13 protein-coding genes and 1 tRNA gene are annotated in these 17243 nt (G+C 73.1%); 9 read left to right on the top strand and 5 right to left on the bottom strand.

The genetic code is table 11. The annotated features are described in order from the left end of the window. The first annotated feature begins 102 nt into the window (after positions 1–102). Positions 103–177: transfer RNA gene (locus tag NL142_RS11800), tRNA-Leu, on the top strand. Between the two features lie 27 nt (positions 178–204). Here the strand turns inward: NL142_RS11800 and NL142_RS11795 are convergent. Continuing rightward, positions 205–1359, bottom strand: coding sequence for an acyltransferase family protein (locus NL142_RS11795; protein ID WP_435079720.1), 1155 nt, complete (start codon positions 1357–1359; stop codon positions 205–207). A 178-nt stretch (positions 1360–1537) separates the two neighbouring features. On the opposite strand from NL142_RS11795, the gene NL142_RS11790 reads away from it, so the two are divergent. The 6 genes from NL142_RS11790 to NL142_RS11765 all read left to right on the top strand — a co-directional run bounded on the left by NL142_RS11790 (position 1538) and on the right by NL142_RS11765 (position 9264). Next, positions 1538–2734: a PP2C family protein-serine/threonine phosphatase gene (locus NL142_RS11790; RefSeq protein WP_435079718.1), complete on the top strand. Its 1197-nt coding sequence runs from the start codon at positions 1538–1540 to the stop codon at positions 2732–2734. Beyond that, complete coding sequence (locus tag NL142_RS11785) at positions 2731–4722, top strand: glycosyltransferase family 2 protein (protein ID WP_435079716.1); 1992 nt, start codon at positions 2731–2733, stop codon at positions 4720–4722. Before NL142_RS11790 ends, NL142_RS11785 begins: the two co-directional genes overlap by 4 nt. Further along, the gene (locus tag NL142_RS11780; protein WP_435079714.1) at positions 4719–5057 is read left to right on the top strand and encodes an STAS domain-containing protein; all 339 of its coding nucleotides are present in this window, start codon (positions 4719–4721) and stop codon (positions 5055–5057) included. Before NL142_RS11785 ends, NL142_RS11780 begins: the two co-directional genes overlap by 4 nt. Then, positions 5047–5496: an ATP-binding protein gene (locus NL142_RS11775; protein WP_308726761.1), complete on the top strand. Its 450-nt coding sequence runs from the start codon at positions 5047–5049 to the stop codon at positions 5494–5496. Before NL142_RS11780 ends, NL142_RS11775 begins: the two co-directional genes overlap by 11 nt. A 71-nt stretch (positions 5497–5567) precedes the next feature. Further along, complete coding sequence (gene opgC / locus NL142_RS11770; RefSeq protein ID WP_435079711.1) at positions 5568–8138, top strand: OpgC domain-containing protein; 2571 nt, start codon at positions 5568–5570, stop codon at positions 8136–8138. 184 nt (positions 8139–8322) lie between these two features. Continuing rightward, on the top strand, positions 8323–9264 hold the full coding sequence (locus tag NL142_RS11765) for a ferritin-like domain-containing protein (protein WP_435079709.1): 942 nt from the start codon (positions 8323–8325) through the stop codon (positions 9262–9264). Between the two features lie 94 nt (positions 9265–9358). On the opposite strand, the gene NL142_RS11760 is transcribed toward NL142_RS11765, so the two are convergent. Together NL142_RS11760 and NL142_RS11755 are read right to left on the bottom strand one after the other, a co-directional pair. Beyond that, positions 9359–10801: an amino acid permease gene (locus NL142_RS11760; protein ID WP_194684791.1), complete on the bottom strand. Its 1443-nt coding sequence runs from the start codon at positions 10799–10801 to the stop codon at positions 9359–9361. 132 nt (positions 10802–10933) lie between these two features. After that, positions 10934–13141, bottom strand: a complete 2208-nt coding sequence (locus tag NL142_RS11755) for a hypothetical protein (protein WP_435079707.1) — start codon at positions 13139–13141, stop codon at positions 10934–10936. A 236-nt stretch (positions 13142–13377) separates the two neighbouring features. Here NL142_RS11755 and NL142_RS11750 point away from each other — a divergent pair, with 236 nt between their 5' ends. Further along, positions 13378–14796, top strand: coding sequence for a glycoside hydrolase family 1 protein (locus NL142_RS11750; RefSeq protein ID WP_435079705.1), 1419 nt, complete (start codon positions 13378–13380; stop codon positions 14794–14796). Between the two features lie 99 nt (positions 14797–14895). After that, positions 14896–15462: a LemA family protein gene (locus NL142_RS11745; RefSeq protein WP_043588635.1), complete on the top strand. Its 567-nt coding sequence runs from the start codon at positions 14896–14898 to the stop codon at positions 15460–15462. 10 nt (positions 15463–15472) lie between these two features. Here NL142_RS11745 and NL142_RS11740 read toward each other — a convergent pair whose 3' ends face one another. Together NL142_RS11740 and NL142_RS11735 are read right to left on the bottom strand one after the other, a co-directional pair. Continuing rightward, entirely contained in the window at positions 15473–15928 is a 456-nt protein-coding gene (locus NL142_RS11740) for an AraC family transcriptional regulator (RefSeq protein WP_435079702.1), read from the bottom strand. After that, positions 15925–17160: a winged helix-turn-helix domain-containing protein gene (locus NL142_RS11735; protein ID WP_435079700.1), complete on the bottom strand. Its 1236-nt coding sequence runs from the start codon at positions 17158–17160 to the stop codon at positions 15925–15927. The genes NL142_RS11740 and NL142_RS11735 overlap by 4 nt, the downstream gene beginning before the upstream one ends. Positions 17161–17243 lie beyond the last annotated feature (83 nt).

The following is a 17243-nucleotide window of genomic DNA, read 5'->3' as shown; positions in this document are numbered from 1 at the left end:
CCGTCGACGGCCCGCACGCAGCAGCGTGCGGGCCGTCGTCATGCCCGGTCACCGCGGATCCGCGCCGCGACCGTAGGCTGTCGGGAGCGCCTCGGCGCCGACGCCCCCGTAGTCCAATTGGCAGAGACGGGCGACTTAAAATCGCTACAGGTCAGGGTTCGAGTCCCTGCGGGGGCACCGTCGCGGAGGCCCGATCGACCCGGGTCAGGCCGCGGGCCGCGGCGCGACGGGCGCCGCGTCCGGATCCGCCGCCTCCGTCACGTGCACCTGGCGCGTGTTGAGGAAGTGCCGCTCCACGAGGTGGAAGAAGCCGAAGCCGGCCGCGACCGCGAGCGGCGCGACGACCAGCAGCATCAGCGCGGCGTACGCGCCGGTCGGCAGGCCGAGGGGCAGCAGCAGGAGGTTCCCGAGCGCGAGGAGCGGGCTGTGCACGAGGTAGACGCTGTAGGAGACGAGGCCGATCCGTTGCGCCGGACGGGTGACGAAGGCGCCGAGCGCGCGGGGACGGGATCCGGCCATCGTGCGCGCGCCCGCCCAGGCGAGGAGCGACGCGAAGCCCGCGCCGGCGACGAGCTCCGCGGCCCACACGCTTCCCTGGAGGACCGTGATCCCGAGGAGCAGCACGGCCGCGGCGCCCACGGCCACCGCGAGCAGCAGCCGGTCGGACGCCCAGCGCGGGCGCGCGCCTACGGTGAGCTCGGCCGCGAGCATCCCGGCGGCGAAGAGGCCCAGCAGCCAGGGGCAGGCCCACGGGGCGAAGCCGGCGAGGGACGCGCCGGTCATCACGACCGTGGCGACGGCGACGACGGGCAGCCCGCCCCAGCGTCGCCAGAGCGGCAGCAGCACCAGCGGCATGAGGAAGTAGATCTGCCACTCGACGGCCACGCTCCAGAGCGGCGCGTTCACCTGGCTGACCCAGGCGGGGGAGAGGTCCTGCAGCAGGAGCACATGGGAGACGATGCCGGCGGGTGTGGCGGGCGCCGCGCTCTCCCATGCGGTGCCGGCGCCGTCGCGCATCACGGGGATCACGAGCGCCATCAGCAGGCTGAGGGCGATGGCCGCGAAGTAGGGCGGGAGGATCCGCCGGGCGCGGCGTCGGAGGAAGGTCGCCGTGCCGTGCCGGAGGTCGAGCCCCGGGCGGCCGGCGACGGGGAGCATCAGCACGTAGCCGGACAGGACGATGAAGACGGGCACGCCGAGGTAGCCGTACCCGGTGATCCAGCCGAGGAGCGGCAGATCCCGCCAGGCCTGACCGCTGAGCCCGGTGTAGAGGAACGCGTGGAACGCCACGACGGCGAGGGCGGCGGCGCCCCGCATGCCGTCGAGGTAGGGCAGCTCCGGTCGCCGTGCTGATGCCATGCGATCCCCCCGGTCCGCTCCCGAAGCTAGCAGCCCCTCCGCGACCACTGGGACGACTACCGAGGTCATCCGCGTAGCGCCACTTAGTACGTCCCCTATGGATCCGGGCACGTAAGCTGAGCGCGCCCGGCGATCCCGGGTGCCGTGGGCGGGGGCCCACATCGGCGAGGGGGCGGGGATGAGTCTGATCGAGGACGCGCGGGCGACCGCGTCGCAGCGCGCCGTCGAGGCCCTGGGGCTGCTCGACGGAGCCCCGGAGGAGCGCTTCGACCGTGTCACGCGCCTCGCCCGCACGGCGTTCGACGTGCCGGCGTGCAGCATCGGGATCCCGGACCGGGAACGCATCTGGTTCGCATCGCGCACCGGTCTCGAGATGACGGAGATACCGATCACGAGCGCGTTCTGCGACACCACCATCCGCGAGGACCGCGTGCTCGTCGTCGAGGACGCCGCCGCGGATCCGGCGTTCCGTCACCTGCCCTCTGTCGCGGGACCGCCGCACGTGCGCTTCTACGCGGGCCACCCGTTGCGCGACAGCGAGGGCGCCATCATCGGGACGCTCTGCCTCTACGACGTCCGGCCCCGCAGCCTCGACCAGGGGCAGCTGGCGCTCCTCGCCGAGCTCGCCGACTGGGCGCAGCGGGAGCTGGCCACGAGCGCGGAGATGGATCGCGCGCAGGCCGTGCAGGCCGCCCTGCTGCCCGTCGCGGAGGTCGAGCTGCCCGGCTACGAGCTCGCGGCGGTGTGCATCCCGGCGCAGATGGTCGGCGGCGACTTCTTCGACTACGAGCGCACGCCCACGGGCCTCCGCTTCGCCATCGCCGACGTGATGGGCAAGGGGACCGGCGCCGCCATCCTCACCGCCACCGTGCGCGCGACCCTGCGCGGCCTGGCCGGCACCGCCGACCGCTTCGGCGCGGGCGCGCTGGGGGACACCGGGGTCCTCGTGACGGAGGCCGCGCGATCGCTCGAGGGCGATCTCACGCGCACCGGCGCATTCGTCACGCTGCAGCACGGCCACATCGACACCGGCACCGGCCTGGTGCGCTACGCCGACGCGGGTCACGGGCTCACGATCGTGGTGCACGCGGACGGCCGCGTCACGCACCTGCGCACGGGGGACCTGCCCGTGGGCATCGACCCGGAGCACAGCTGGGCGGAGCTGCGCCTGACGCTCGACCACGGCGACACGCTGGTCACCTTCAGCGACGGCCTCTTCGACATGTTCGGCGGCAGCGATCCCGCGTTCGAGGCCATCGGCCGCCTCGTGGCCGAGGCAGGCGGCGTGCACGCGCTCGTCGAGCGGGTCCGCATCCTCGCCTCCGCCGGCGCGCCGCTCGACGACGTGACCGTGCTCGCCGTGAGCCGCGCGTGAGCCGCTCGACGCACCGCGCACCGACCACGGGCAGGTCGCCGCTGCGCTTCGCGTTCATCCGCCTCCTCGCCGTGGTGACGGCGATCCTCGGCCTGAACTACATCATCTGGCGGCTGCTGTTCTCGGTGAACACCGAGGCGCTCTGGATCGCGATCCCGCTCGTGCTCGCGGAGACGTACAGCCTCATCGACTCGCTGCTGTTCGGGCTCACGATGTGGCGGGCCCGCGACCGGCCCAAGCCGCCCGCTCCGCAGCCGGGCCTCACGGTCGACGTGTTCATCGCGACGTTCAACGAGCCGCTCGACCTCGTGATGGAGACGGCGCGCGCCGCCCAGCGCATCACCTACCCGCACAAGACGTGGGTGCTCGACGACGGCAACCGCACCGAGCTCCGCGACCTGGCGGAGGCGGAGGGCATCGGCTGGATCACCCGCTCGGCCGACTGGTCGGGCCGCGCCCGCCACGCGAAGGCCGGCAACCTCAACAACGCGCTGCTCACGACCGAGGGCGAGTTCATGCTCATCCTCGACGCCGACCAGGTGCCCACGCCGGAGATCCTCGACAAGACCCTCGGCTACTTCGACGACCGGCGCATGGCGCTCGTGCAGACGCCGCAGGTGTTCGTGAACGTGCCCGACTCGGATCCGCTCGGCAGCCAGGCGCCGCTGTTCTACGGCCCCATCCAGCAGGGCAAGGACGGCTGGAACGCGGCGTTCTTCTGCGGATCCAACGCGATCCTCCGCCGCGAGGCCCTCATGCTCCTCGGCGTCTCGCGCTACGTGACGGACATCGAGATCACCGTGTTCCGCGCGCTCCGGACGGCGGGCGACGTGATCGACAAGGCCCGCGAGGAGCTCGAGCCCGACCAGCAGGAGCTGCGCAAGGCCCTCGACGACGTCGCCTACGACGTGCGCCGCGCCCGTGCCGAGCTCCGCCGAGGTCAGGCGCTGGCGGACGTGACCTACCGCTTCCAGAAGCGCGTGGACTCCATCGCCGCCCGCATGGTGCAGGACGACATGGCCGCCCTGAACGCCGACCTCGCCGAGATCGCCGCGCTGGCCGGTCGCCACTCCGCCGAGCGCGACGCGGTCTCGCTCGTCGACGAGAGCGCCATGACGCGCCTCGCGCAGCGCGACTGGTCGCCGCTCGGGGCGCTCGACGCCGTGCGCGCGATCGTCCGCGACATCGACGTGCACCGCGACGACGACGCGCAGTCGATCATGCCGCTGGCCACCATCTCGGTCACCGAGGACATGGCCACCTGCATGCGCCTGCATGGGCTCGGCTGGAAGTCGGCGTACCACGACGAGGTCCTCGCCTACGGGCTGGCGCCGGAGGACCTGCCGACGATGCTCACGCAGCGCCTCCGCTGGGCGCAGGGCACGATCCAGGTGTTCTTCCGCGAGAACCCGCTGCTGCAGAAGGCGCTCTCCATCCCGCAGCGCCTCATGTACTTCGCCACGATGTGGAGCTACTTCTCCGGCTTCACGGCGGTCGTCTACGTGGCCGCGCCGATCATCTACCTCGTCTTCGGCGTGCTCCCGGTGCAGGCGATCTCGACGGACTTCTTCATCCGCCTGATCCCGTTCCTGCTCGTGAACCAGCTCCTGTTCGCGGTGGTCGGCCGCGGCAAGCGCACCTGGCGCGGCCAGCAGTACTCGCTCGCGCTGTTCCCGGTGTGGATCTCCTCGGTCACCACCGCCGTCGCCAACGTGTTCTTCCGCAAGCCCCTCGACTTCGCGGTCACCCCGAAGGTCCGGGCCGCGAGCGGGAAGCCGCGGTGGGATCTCGTGAAGCCGCAGCTCTACGTCATCGGCGCGCTCATCGTCGCGTCGGCGATAGGCCTGCTGCGCCTCGGGGTCGGGCAGGCGACGCCGCTCGGCACGTTCACCAACCTCGCCTGGGTCGTCTTCGACCTGGCGATCTTCAGCATCATCATCCGTGCGGCCCGCTACCGGGGCTTCACGCCGGCCAAGGAGGACGCATGATCGACATCGCAGTCAACGAGCAGGGCACGCATGTGAGCGTCGTCACGCCGACCGGCCGCCTCAACATGGTCTCCGCCCGCCAGCTCACCGCCATCATCACCGAGGTCATCGACGGCGGACGGCCCTTCGTCGTGGTGGACCTCGGCAGCACCGACTTCATGGACTCCTCCGGCCTCGGCAGCCTCGTCTCGGGCCTCAAGCGCGCCCGCCAGGCGGGCGGCGACCTCCGGCTCGCGCGCCCCAACGCGCAGGTGAAGGCGGTGCTCGAGCTCACGAACCTCAACCGCGTGCTCACGGTGCACGAGTCGCCCGAGGGCGTGTTCCGTGACCGATGAGGGCATGACGCACCACGCGCCGCCGGTGCGCGCCAACGTCACCCTGCCCGCCGTCGACGAGAGCCTCGGCGCCGTGCACGCGGTGATCGCCGCGGTCTGGGACCAGGCGTCCGACGTGAGCGACGAGGAGCGGATGCTGTTCGAGACCGCCGTGGTGGAGATCGCGGGCAACGTGGTCGAGCACGGCGTCGCGGTGGGGGAGCGCGCGGGGTACCCCGTGACGTTCACCATGACCGTGATCTGCCAGCACGACCGCATCGTCGCGCTGTTCGAGGACGACGGGAAGCCCGCCGTCGTCGACCTCACGCGCGTGTCCATGCCCGACGACCTCAGCGAGAGCGGCCGCGGGCTGGCGCTCGCGCAGGCGGTCCTCGACGACCTCACCTACGAGCGCACCGACGGCAGCAACCGATGGCGGCTGGTCAGGCTGCGCGGCTGATGCGCGGCGGGGGGATGCGTGCACGCGGGGGCGGGCGCACGCGGGGACGGATCGGCGGCTGGGCCGCCGCCATGGTGGCGCTCGCGATCGCGGTCGTCCCGGCGACGGCGGCGCTCGCCGTGCCCGCGGCGCCTGCCGCGCCACAGGTTGGATCGCCCCGGGCGGCCGCGCCCGCGGCACCCGCGGACGAGGTCGACCTCACCCGGGCGCCCGCCGCGCCGTGGTTCGGCGGCATCATCGACTGGACGGCCGACGACGCGCAGAGCTACGCCGACCGCCTGGGGGCGACCCCCGCGGTGCTCGGCCAGTCGGTGCGCTACCCGCTCGGATCCGACGACGTCACCTACCTCGACCAGTTCGCGCAGCAGGCCGCGCAGCAGGGATCGCTCCTCTTCCTCACGCTCGAGCCGACGAAGCCGCTCGCCGACCTGACGGCGGCGGACGCGACCGCCCTCATGGGTCGGCTCGAGGCGCTGCGCGAGCGCTACGACTCTCGCGCGCTTGTGCGGTTCGCCCCCGAGATGAACGGCTCGTGGACCCCCTGGGGCCAGCAGCCGACCGCGTACATCGCGGCCTTCCGCCAGGTCGCCGACGCCGTGCACGCGTCCGACGCGGGCGCCGTCACCGTGTGGTCGCCCGCGTACGCAGCCGGCTACCCGTTCGGATCCGCCGACGGCCTCACGGACGCGTCCGGCACCCGGTCCATCGCGGAGCTCGACACCGACGGCAACGGCCGCGTCGACGTGGACGACGACGCGTACCGGCCCTACTACCCGGGCGACGAGGCCGTCGACTGGGTCGGCCTGTCCGCGTCCCACTTCGGCTCCGAGCAGGACTTCACCGTCGGGCAGCCCACGAGGGACTACCTGGGGAGCGAGGTGATCCCGCAGCAGGAGTTCGGCAAGAACGTGGTGCCCGAGGACGGCAAGTTCGCGCGCGAGCTCGCCGGCGAGTACGGGTACGCGGACCAGGGCGGCGCGGGGCGCGACTTCGCGGCCGAATGGATCGAGGGCACCGGCAAGCCCGCCGTCATCGAGACGGGCGCCCTCTACGACCCGGCCCGCACCGACGGCGCGAGCGAGATCGAGATCAAGAGCGCGTGGTGGGACCAGGTGCTCTCGGCCGACATCCGGGCCGCCCACCCCGGCATCGGCATGGTGGTGTGGCGCGAGGTCCAGCGCACGGAGGCGGAGGCCGACGGCGCCGTCATCGACTGGCGCGCAACGGGGGCTCCTGCCATCGCGTCCGCCCTGCTCGCGCACCTGGATCCGGCGACCGCCACCCTCGGCGCCGTCACGCAGGTCTTCGACCAGGAGCGCGCCAACATCGCGACCGCGCAGTACCGCGACCCGGGATCGCCCGAGGACGAGCAGATGGGCTGGATCGTGCTCTGCGCGGTCGTGCTGCTCCTGCTGTTCGTGATCTCCGGGCCCATCGGCCGGCTCAAGCCCGGCTGGCGCTACCCCGACGAGAACTCGCCTCGCGACCGCCGCCTCGACCTCTTCCGCGGCTGGATCATCGTCGTCGTGGTCGTCACCCACATCGAGGTGGCGAGCCCGTACTCCTTCGTCAGCATCAACGCGATCGGCGCCATCACGGGCGCGGAGATGTTCGTGCTGCTCTCCGGCCTCGTGCTCGGCATGGTCTACCCGCTGGCGGTGAAGAAGTTCGGCGAGGTGAAGGCGCTCGTCTCCATCCTCCGGCGCGCGCTGAAGCAGTACATCGTGGCGATCGCGGTGGTCGTCATCGTCTTCGCCCTCACCTTCGTGCCGTTCCTGAACACCGACGTGATCACCACGTTCACGGACCGCGGAACGGGCGCCGACGGCAAGGCCACCACCGGGCAGGTCTACGACCTCTACCCGAACGGCGCGCGCCTGCTCGACTACCCGCCGCCCTGGTACGCGATCCGCGACCTGCTGCTGATCCGCATGGGCCCGTGGGTGTTCAACATCATGGGCCTGTTCGTGGTGCTGACCCTCCTCGTCCCCGCGATCGTGTGGCTGCTCCGCCGCCGCATGTGGTGGGTCGTGCTCATCGTCAGCTGGACCGCGTACGTGCTCAACGCGCAGTTCGACATCCGCGTGCTGCCGTCCATGTTCGAGGACGTGTTCCCGCTGCTCACCTGGCAGGTCGCGTTCCTCAACGGCATGGTGATCGGCTACTACCGCAGGCAGATCACGCGCGCCCTCACTGGTCGGGTGGGTCGAGTGCTCGTGACGATCCTGCTGGTCGCCTACACGGGCGGGCTCGCGGTCCTCTGGGCCGGGCACACGTTCGGCGTCGCGATCCCCGGCGTGCCCGACGGCCTCTACTCGTCGCTGTACGAGTCCATGTACCAGCGCACGTTCCTCCAGCCCGGCCGCCTCATCGACCTCGCGCTGATGCTCGTGGTCGCGTACACGTTCCTCACCCGCGTGTGGAAGCCCGTGGACCGCGCGTTCGGCTGGTTCTACACGCCGCTCGGATCCGCGAGCCTCTACGTGTTCATCGTCCACGTGTTCTTCGTGCTGCTGGTGGGCAGCCTGCCGTTCCTCGACAGGTCCAATTTCTGGCAGGGGACAGCTATCCACACCCTCGTGCTCGCGGTGATCTGGTTCATGGTCAAGCGCAAGTTCCTGTTCAAGGTCATCCCGACCTGATCCGCGTCCCGGAGATCCGCGCGCCCTCGGGCCAATCCGCGGAGAGCCGCGTTCCGAAGGGTTCGTGACATCCGGCGAAACAGTGCGTCGCGCCCCTATCCGGATGCCAACCACCCGTTTAGCGTTCGAACCACCACGCGCTCGGTATCTGGGATACGGACGCGCCGATCAAGGGAGCTCAGCCATGTTCGACAAGAAGTTCATCACCCAGGCCATCGACAAGAGCGCGCAGTCGCCGCTCGACCGTCGTCGCTTCTTCAGCGCCGCGGGCATCGCGGGACTCGGCGTCGGCGCCGCGGCCCTGATCCCCGCGACCGGTGCCCAGGCCGCCGACGCCCAGGCCGAGGCCGACGCGGGAGCCGTCACGGACGCCGCCGTCCTCAACTTCGCGCTCAACCTCGAGTACCTCGAGGCCGAGTTCTACCTCCGCGCCTCCACGGGCGCGGGCCTCGTCCCGAACGACATCTCCGGCGTCGGCACGCCGGGCGCGGTCACGGGTGGACGCCAGGTCCAGTTCAAGGACAACGCCATCCGCCAGTACGCCCGCGAGATCGCGCAGGACGAGAAGGCGCACGTCAAGTTCCTGCGGTCCGCGCTCGGCTCGGCGAAGGTCGCGCGTCCCGCGATCAACCTGGACGCGGCGTTCTCCGCGGCCGCCCAGGCCGCCGGCCTCATCAAGGCGGGTGAGAAGTTCGACGCGTTCGCGAGCGACGAGAACTTCCTGCTCGCGTCGTTCGTGTTCGAGGACGTCGGAGTCACCGCCTACAAGGGCGCCGCGCCGCTCATCACGAACAAGACGTACCTCGAGGCGGCCGCCGGCATCCTCGCGGTCGAGGCGTACCACGCGGGCATCATCCGCACGTCGCTGTTCGCGAAGGGCCTCGCGGCTCCCACGAACGCGATCTCGAACGCCCGCGACTCCCTCGACGGGTCCACGGACCTCGACCAGGGCATCACGATCTCGGGCGGCGCGAACCTCGTGCCGACCGATGCCAACAGCATCGCGTTCAGCCGCACCACGGGTCAGGTCCTCAACATCGTGTACCTGAACAACAAGGCCGTGACCCGCGGCGGGTTCTTCCCGAACGGCGTCAACGGCGGCATCAACACCAGCGGCGCGAACTAGCCAGCAGGGGACATGCAGCAGGGGCGCCGCCCACCTCGCGAGGTGGGCGGCGCCCCTTTCGTCGCGCGGGCGGATCCCGTCGGGGACCGACCGGTCAGCGCCGGTTGCGCGGGCTGTCCGGCGCGAGCACCGAGTTGCGGCGCGAGTAGGTGAGGTAGATCACGAGGCCGATGACGAGCCACACCGCGAACCGCACCCACGTCTCCCACGGCAGCGACGACACGAGCCACAGCGAGAAGCCGATGCCGATGATCGGCACGACGGGCATGGCCGGCAGCCGGAACGCCCGCGGGATCTCCGGCCGCTTGTAGCGCAGCACGATCACGGCCGCGCACACCACCACGAACGCGAGCAGGATCCCGATGTTCGTCAGCTCCGCCACCACCGTGATGGGCAGGAAGCCCGCGAACAGGGCCGAGCCGATGCCGATGATCCACGTCACCCGCGTCGGCACGTTGCGCTTCCGGTCGGTCACCGCGAACCACTTCGGCAGCAGGCCGTCACGGCTCATCGAGAACCACACCCGGGACGCCCCGAGCATGAACGTGAGCATCACGGTGACGACGCTGACGATCGCGCCGACCGCCACCACGTTCGCCACCGCGGGCAGGCCCACCGACTCGAACGCGGTCGCGAAGCCGCTCTCCGGGTTGATGTCGCTGTACTTCTGCATGCCCGTGAGGACGATGGTCGCGAGCACGTAGAGCACCATCGCGATCGCGAGCGACAGCAGGATCGCCTTCGGCATGTGCTTGGTCGCGTCCTTAGACTCCTCGGCCGCGGTGCTCATGGCGTCGTAGCCGAACACCGCGAAGAAGACGGTGGCGGCGCCCGTGAAGACGCCGGCCGCGCCGAACGGGAAGTACGGCTGGTAGTTGGCGCCGGTGATCTGCGTGAAGCCGATGACGACGATCACGAGCACGAGCGTCACCTTGAGGCCCACGAGGTAGAGCTCGAAGCGGCCGACGCTCTTCATGCCGCGGGTGAGGACGAACGCGGTGCCGAGGCAGAGGATCACGGCGAAGAGGTCGACCACGTGGCCGTCGCCCGTGCCGGCGGCGCCGAGCATCCAGGCGGGGAGGTCGACGCCGAACTGGTCGAGGAGGAAGCCCGCGTAGCCGGAGACGCCGATGGCGACCACGCCGACGATGGCGGTGTACTCCAGCAGCAGGTCCCAGCCGATGAACCAGCCGACGATCTCGCCGAGCGCCGCGTAGCCGTACGTGTACGCGGATCCGGCCTTGGGGATCATGCCGGCGAACTCCGCGTAGGAGAGGGCGGCAGCCGCGCTCGCGATGCCCGCGATGAGGAAGGAGATGAGGACCGCGGGGCCGGCGGTCTGGTTCGCGACGGTGCCCGCGAGCGTGAAGATGCCGGTGCCGATGATGCCGCCCACGCCGATCGCGGTGAGCTGCCAGAGGCCCAGCGAGCGGGTGAGGCCGCCCTCCTCCCCGGCCGCGCCGGGCTCCGCCTCGATCGTCTCCACCGGCTTCCGCCGCGTGAGCGCCGCCCAGAGGGACGTGCTCGATGTGCTCATGCTGGACTCCTGCCGTCGGGGCCGCGCGGGCCGGGTCGAGGCCGCCGGAGCCGGCGACGGATCCAGTGTGGCCCCGGCCGACGATCCGCACCAGGTGCGGCGCGGCAGCGGTACAGCGGCGGGGGACGGGTGCTACAGGCGCTGGAGCGAGGGCTCGACCACGCGGATCCAGAGCCACACGGCGACGCTCACCGCGGCGAACGCCCCGGCGACGACGAGGGCGGTGATCCAGACCTCGGCAGGCACCCCGCTCGCGGTCGTGGCGACGGCGGCGAACGCGAGCGTGAGCACGGCGACGCTGACGACGGCCCAGAGCGGCAGGGAGCGCAGCAGGAGCGAGCGGCCGAGCACGAGGGACACGGGCGCGAGCGCGAGGGCGGCGGAGCTGAGGGAGGCGAGCGTGACCACGCTCAGCAGCTCGTTCGCCAGCTGCGGCCACATGGCGCCGTCGGCGGGGACGAAGCCGTAGAGGATCCAGGCCAGGAGGCCCAGCGTCGCGAGCGATCCCGACTGCACGAGCGCGAGGCGAGCGCGTGACCGGTCGTCGCGGTCGTCGGCGACGATGCCGAGGACCTGGCCGATGACGATGGGCGGGGCCAGCCCGAACGCCCGCGACGCGAGCACGGCTGTCGCCGAGAGGACGAGGAGGGCGGGCACGGCGCGCACGCGGGCGGGTCCGGCGCCGACGCGGCCGGCCACCGCGGCGACGGCGACCACGCCGACGCCGTTGACGACGGCGAGGCCCACGAGGGCGGCGAGGAAGAGGCGGACGGCGTTGGGGTCGGATCCCACGGGCAGCGAGAGCGCGGCCAGCGCGGCAGCGAGGGCGAGGGCCGCCGCGGCGGCGCTCCAGCGGCCGGCGCGGCCGGGCTCGCGGGCGGGTCGGGCTCCGAGGAGCGTCGGCGCGGGCTCCCGGCGCGCGGGCACGGGGATGGGCGCGGAGTCGAGCCGCCCCGGCACGATGCGCAGCTGGCCGGTCGTCGCGGCCGAGTCCGTGAAGGCGGCGGCCGCGGCCCGGGTCGTGAGGGCGCCGGCGTCGCCGCGGGGCACGATCCGCAGCGGCGTCACGTCCTCGGCCGCGCGGTGGCGGCCGCCGAAGCGCGCGACGAGCGCCCCGCGGAGGAGGAGGGCGGGGAGGGTGACGAGCAGCACGGCGCCGAGCGCGAGGAGGAGCGGGAGGAGGCCGCGCCCGTCGGTGAACGCCGCGGGCAGCGGCTGGAGGGAGGTGCCGAAGCGCGTGGGCGCGTTCCAGGTGCCGGGTGCGGCTGCCGCGGGCGCGGATCCGGAACCGGGCGCGCCGTCCGGTCCGGGCGCGGTGCCGGTCGCCCCGCCGCCGCCCTCGCCGCCGGAACCGGAACCGGATCCGGGCGCGGGAGCCGCCTGCGTGCCCTCGGGCGAGCTGGTGGCCTCGGGCATGGGGGTCGCGGGAGGCGTGGTCGCGCCCGGGGTGGGCGAGGAGGAGGGAGTCGCGACCGTGACGTCGACCTCGGCTGCCAGCGTGCTGATGTTGCCGAGCGGATCCGTGACCGTCGCCGTGATCCCGAGCGGCCCCGGCGGCAGCGTGCCGGTCGTGCACGACCAGCGACCACCGGCGACCTGCGCCTGGCACGCGGCGTCGCCGTAGCCCGACAGGTAGGCGCGCACCAGGGTGCCGTCCTCGTCGGAGGTTCCGGAGATCGTGATCCCCGTGGCCTCGACCGTCGCTCCGGCCGCGGGGGCCGTGATGACCGCGGCGCCGGGGGCGGTCGTGTCGAAGCTGCCCGTACCGCGTCCGACGGCGGGCGTGCCCGAGCTCCACGGCGTGGTCTGCGTCGCGGTGACCGGGACGCCGGTGCCGGAGGGCGGCGGCGGGGCGAGGAGGCAGGCCCACGTGCTCGAGGCGCCCACGGTGGCGCGGCAGACGGCGGATCCCGAGCGCGCGTCGACGATCGCACCCGGGTAGCCGGTGCCGCTGACGAGCCCGGTGGTCACGACCGAGAAGCTGTTGACGCCGGGGGCACGCAGGACGGACGCGGTGGCGGCGGCTTCCTGCCCTCCCGCGGTGACGCGCACCTGGCTCTGCCCGTCCGGGACGCCGGTCGCGGTCGCGCGCCAGGTGGTGGAGGACGGGAGCGTGACGGCGGCGGGCACGCTCGCGATGGTGACCTGCACGTCGGCGCCCGCGGGCCGGGTGCCGGTGACCGCGATGGCGCCGTCGGTCGAGAAGGCCGGCGTCTGCACCGTCGGGGCGGGTGCCGGCGCGCCCGACGGGACCGGGCTCGGCGTGGGGGTCGGGGTGTCGGTGGCGGCGGAGGCGGCGACCGTGCCGCCGGCGGTGAGCGCCGCGAGCAGCAGGAGCACCGAGGCCGTGCGGGCGAGCCGCTGCCGGGATCGACGGACACCGCCCGCTCCACCCCCCGTGGACGGACGATCCTCGTTCCTCGCCAGTTGCTGCACCGTGCGTCCATTCAGGCGGGTGCATCCGGGCGTGTCAACCGCACGCACCGACCGTGACGGAAGTGGTACGGGAACCTGTGCGCCGCGTGCCCGGCGCCGGTGCGCGGGGTGTGCGTCGTCGGTGCCCGATACTGGCTCAGGTGACCCCTCGCGACGCCGCCCCCGACCGCCCGACGCCGACCGAGCTGGCGGGTCTGCTCGCGGGCGGCCCGCGCATCGGGGTGAGCACGAGCGCGACCAAGGTCGAGGGCCGCGCGCACGAGGGCGGCCGCACCGAGTCCGTGTGGGACGCCTTCGCCCGACGGCCCGGCACGGTGGCCGACGGCAGCGACCCGGAGCGCGGCGCCCGGCACATGGAGAGGTACCGGGAGGACGTCGCGCTCGCGACCGAGCTCGGCGTCGACGTCCTCTCCATCTCCCTCTCGTGGTCCAGGCTCCAGCCCGAGGCGCGAGGGGGCCTCCGCCGCGAGGGCATCGCGTTCTACGACGAGCTGGTCGACGCGCTGCTGGCCGCGGGGATCCGCCCGCGGGTCGCCCTGCACGACCACGACCTGCCCGTCGAGCTGCAGGATCGCGGCGGATGGCTCCACCGCGACACCGCGCTCCGCTTCGGCGACCTCGCGTACCTCGCCGCGGAGGCGCTCGCCGACCGCGTGCCCGACTGGGTCACGCTCCGGACGCCCGCGCTCACGACGATGGCCGGCCACGTCACCGGCACGCACGCGCCCGGATCCCGCCTCGCGCTCGACGCGCTCCCCACCGTGCACCACCAGCTGCTCGCCCACGGACGCGCCGTCGAGGCCATCCGCGGCGCGAGCTCCACGGCCCGCGTCGGCATCGTCGACGCGCACCGCGTGGTCGAGGCCGCATCCGCGGACGACGACGACCGCGCCGCCGCCGTGGTCGCGCGCGCCCTGCACCAGGACCTCTTCGCCGACGCCGTGCTCCTCGGCCGCTACCCGGACCTCGCCGGGCCGCACGCCGAGGCCTTCGAGCGGCTCGGGCGCGTGGACCCGGCCGACCTCCGCGTCATCGGCCAGCCGCTCGACCACTACGGCGTCGCGCTCGCCGACCCGATCCGCGTGGCCGCGGTGCCGCGCCTCGTCGCCGGATCCACCGCGATCCCGTTCGCCGAGCTGCCCTGGACCGACCACCCCGTCTCCCTCGACGGCCACCCCGTCGCGCCCGACCTCGTGCCCGTCGTGCTCGCCGACCTCCGCGCGCGCTACGGCGACGCCCTGCCGCCCGTCGTGCTCTCGGGCCTCGACGCCGCGCATCCGGTGCAGGTGGACGACCGCGACGGCTCCCGCCGGGATCCACGCCGCGCCCACGCGATCTCCGACCACGTCGTGCAGGCGCTCGCCGCCGTCGCGCCGGGCGGTGCGGCCGAGGGCGTGCGGCTCGAGGCCGTCATCGCGGGAAGCCTCCTCGACGGGTTCGAGTGGGAGGCGGGCCGTGCGCATCCGCGCGGCCTCGTCCACGTGGATCCGCGCTCCGGCGACCGCACTCCCCGCTCCTCCTATCGCTTCCTCCGCGACACCCTGCGCGAGCGCGGCTGACGCCGGGTCCGGGCGCGGGGCCTGGAGACGCCCCCAGAACGGGTGCGCGGGCCCCGGATCCCCCGGGTCCTCCCCAGCCCCGCGCGTAGGATCCTGAGCATGGAATTGTGGATCGCGCTCGGAGTCGTCGTGCTCCTGGCAGTTCTCGTCGGCATCTACCTCTGGGCCACGTACAACGCCCTCGTCACCCTGAACGTCCGCGTGGACGAGGCGTGGAGCGACATCACGGTGCAGCTGAAGAGGCGCGCGGACCTGCTGCCGACCATCATCGAGTCGGTCAAGGGCTACGCGAACCACGAGCAGAAGGTGTTCGAGAAGGTGGCCTCCGCGCGCACCGAGACGATCAGCGCCGCGAGCCCCGCGGAGGCGAGCACCGCTGAGGAGCACCTGCAGGGCGCGATGAAGTCGCTGTTCGCGGTCGCCGAGGCGTACCCGCAGCTGCAGACCAGCCAGACCTTCCTGCAGCTGCAGGGCGAGCTCGTGGACACCGAGGACCGGATCCAGGCGTCGCGCCGCTTCTACAACGGCGGCGTGCGCGAGCTCAACACCAAGATCACGCAGTTCCCGAACACGCTCTTCGTGCGCGGGCTGGGCTTCGGCGAGCGGGACTTCTACGAGGTCTCGAGCCTCGCGTCCATCGCCGAGCCGCCCCGCGTCCAGTTCTAGCGGCGGCGCCTCACGCCGCCGGCTGGCTCGTGGAGCGGATCGGCACGAGGCAGTCGATCTCGCCCGCCCGGCGGTACCGCTCGATGTGGGGACGATCCGGGTCGTGGTCCGCCAGGCCGAACAGCACGTCGAAGGCGGGCCCGATGTCCTCGTAGATCTCCGGGGCACTCCCGCGCAGCCTCAGCCGGAGGTAGGGGCCGCCGGGGACGACCGTCTCGTCCAGGTCCGCGGGGGCCACTCCGTCGCGCTCGAGCCGGACCGACGCCATGCGGTACACGTGATCCGCGGCGAGCACGAGGCCCATCATCCGTCGTCCGCGCAGGGAGTCGAAGCCCGCCTCGAAGGCCGGCCAGGCCGCCTGCACCGCCTCGATGTCGAGCGGCACGTCGCGGCTGAGGGCCGGAGCGTCCTCCAGGGTGATGACGTCGATCCGGCCGAGCGCATGGGTCATGGGGGAGTCGGTCACGGCGTCTCCTCCGAGGCGGCAGCGACAGCGGGCAGGTGCGCTCGCAGCGAGGCGGCGAGCGTGCCGCGGTCGACGACCCCGACGCCGTCGAGCCCCTGCCACGCGGCGGCCCGCTCGACGAGCGGCGCGATGCGCTCGGCGACCGTCGCGGGATCGTGCCGCCCCTCGATCCACGAAGCCTGCACGCGCAGCACGCCCGCCTGCCGGTCGCTCTTGAGGTCCACCCGGGCGACGATCTCGTCGTCCACCAGCACCGGCAGCACGTAGTAGCCGTGCACGCGCCGCGCCGCCGGCGTGTAGATCTCGATCCGGTAGTGCAGGTCGAAGAGGCGGAGCGCCCGCTCGCGGAACCACACGACGGGGTCGAAGGGGGAGAGCAGGGCCTCGCCGCGGATCCGCCGGGGCAGCCGCGCGTCCCGGTGCAGCCACACGGGCAGCGGCTTCCCGCGCCCCTCCCAGCCGGGCACGGTGACCGGCAGCACCTCGCCCGCGTCGGCGAGGTCGCGGAGCGCGCGGTCGGTCGCGGCGCGGGACAGGCGGTGGTAGTCGCCGAGGTCGGCGGCCGTCCCGATGCCGTGCGCGACGGCGGCGCGGCGCACGAGCTCGCGCACGGCGTCCTCCTCGGGCACCGCGCGCGCGAGGACATCGGCGGGCAGCACGTCCTCCGCGAGCCCGTAGACCCGCTCGAACCCGCGCCGTCCGGCGCTCGCGATCTCGCCCCACGCGAACATCGCCTCGAGCGCGCGCTTCACGTCCGACCAGCCCCACCACGGACCCCTGCGGACGTTGGACTCGTGCTCGATCGCGCTCGCGGGCACCGGACCGGTGCGGGCGAGCTCGGCCCGCACCTCGGCGATCAGCGGCAGGTGCTCGGATGCCCACGAGCCGGGGCGCGTCCGCCGGGCCAGCTCCGCCTCCATCCGCCACGCGAACAACGGCAGGTCGTCGACGGGCAGCACTGCCGCCTGGTGCGCCCAGTACTCGGTGTACGCGCCGCCGCCGCCGAAGAGCATCCGGTCGAGCGCGGCCCGGTCGTAGGGCCCTACCCGGGCGAGCATCGGCAGGTGGTGGCTGCGCTCGAAGACGTTGACGGAGTCGATCTGCAGCAGCCCGAGGCGCCGGATCTCCGTGGCCAGGCGTCGCGTGCCCGCCGCGGCCGGATGAGGCCGGCCGAGCCCCTGCGCCGCGAGGGCCACGCGGCGGGCGAGGGCGGGGGAGACGGTGTCGGCCATGGTGCGACGCTAGCGGCGACCCCCGACCGGGCGACCCCCGACCGGGCGGCATCGGCCCGGCGGGGAGCGGCCGCACGGGAGGC

Origin of the sequence: Clavibacter quasicaliforniensis, from assembly GCF_051201715.1 — a bacterium.
Classification (GTDB): Bacteria; Actinomycetota; Actinomycetes; order Actinomycetales; family Microbacteriaceae; genus Clavibacter; species Clavibacter seminis.
Note: the sequence above shows the minus strand (reverse complement) of the source record. Positions and strands in the feature narration are given on the sequence as shown.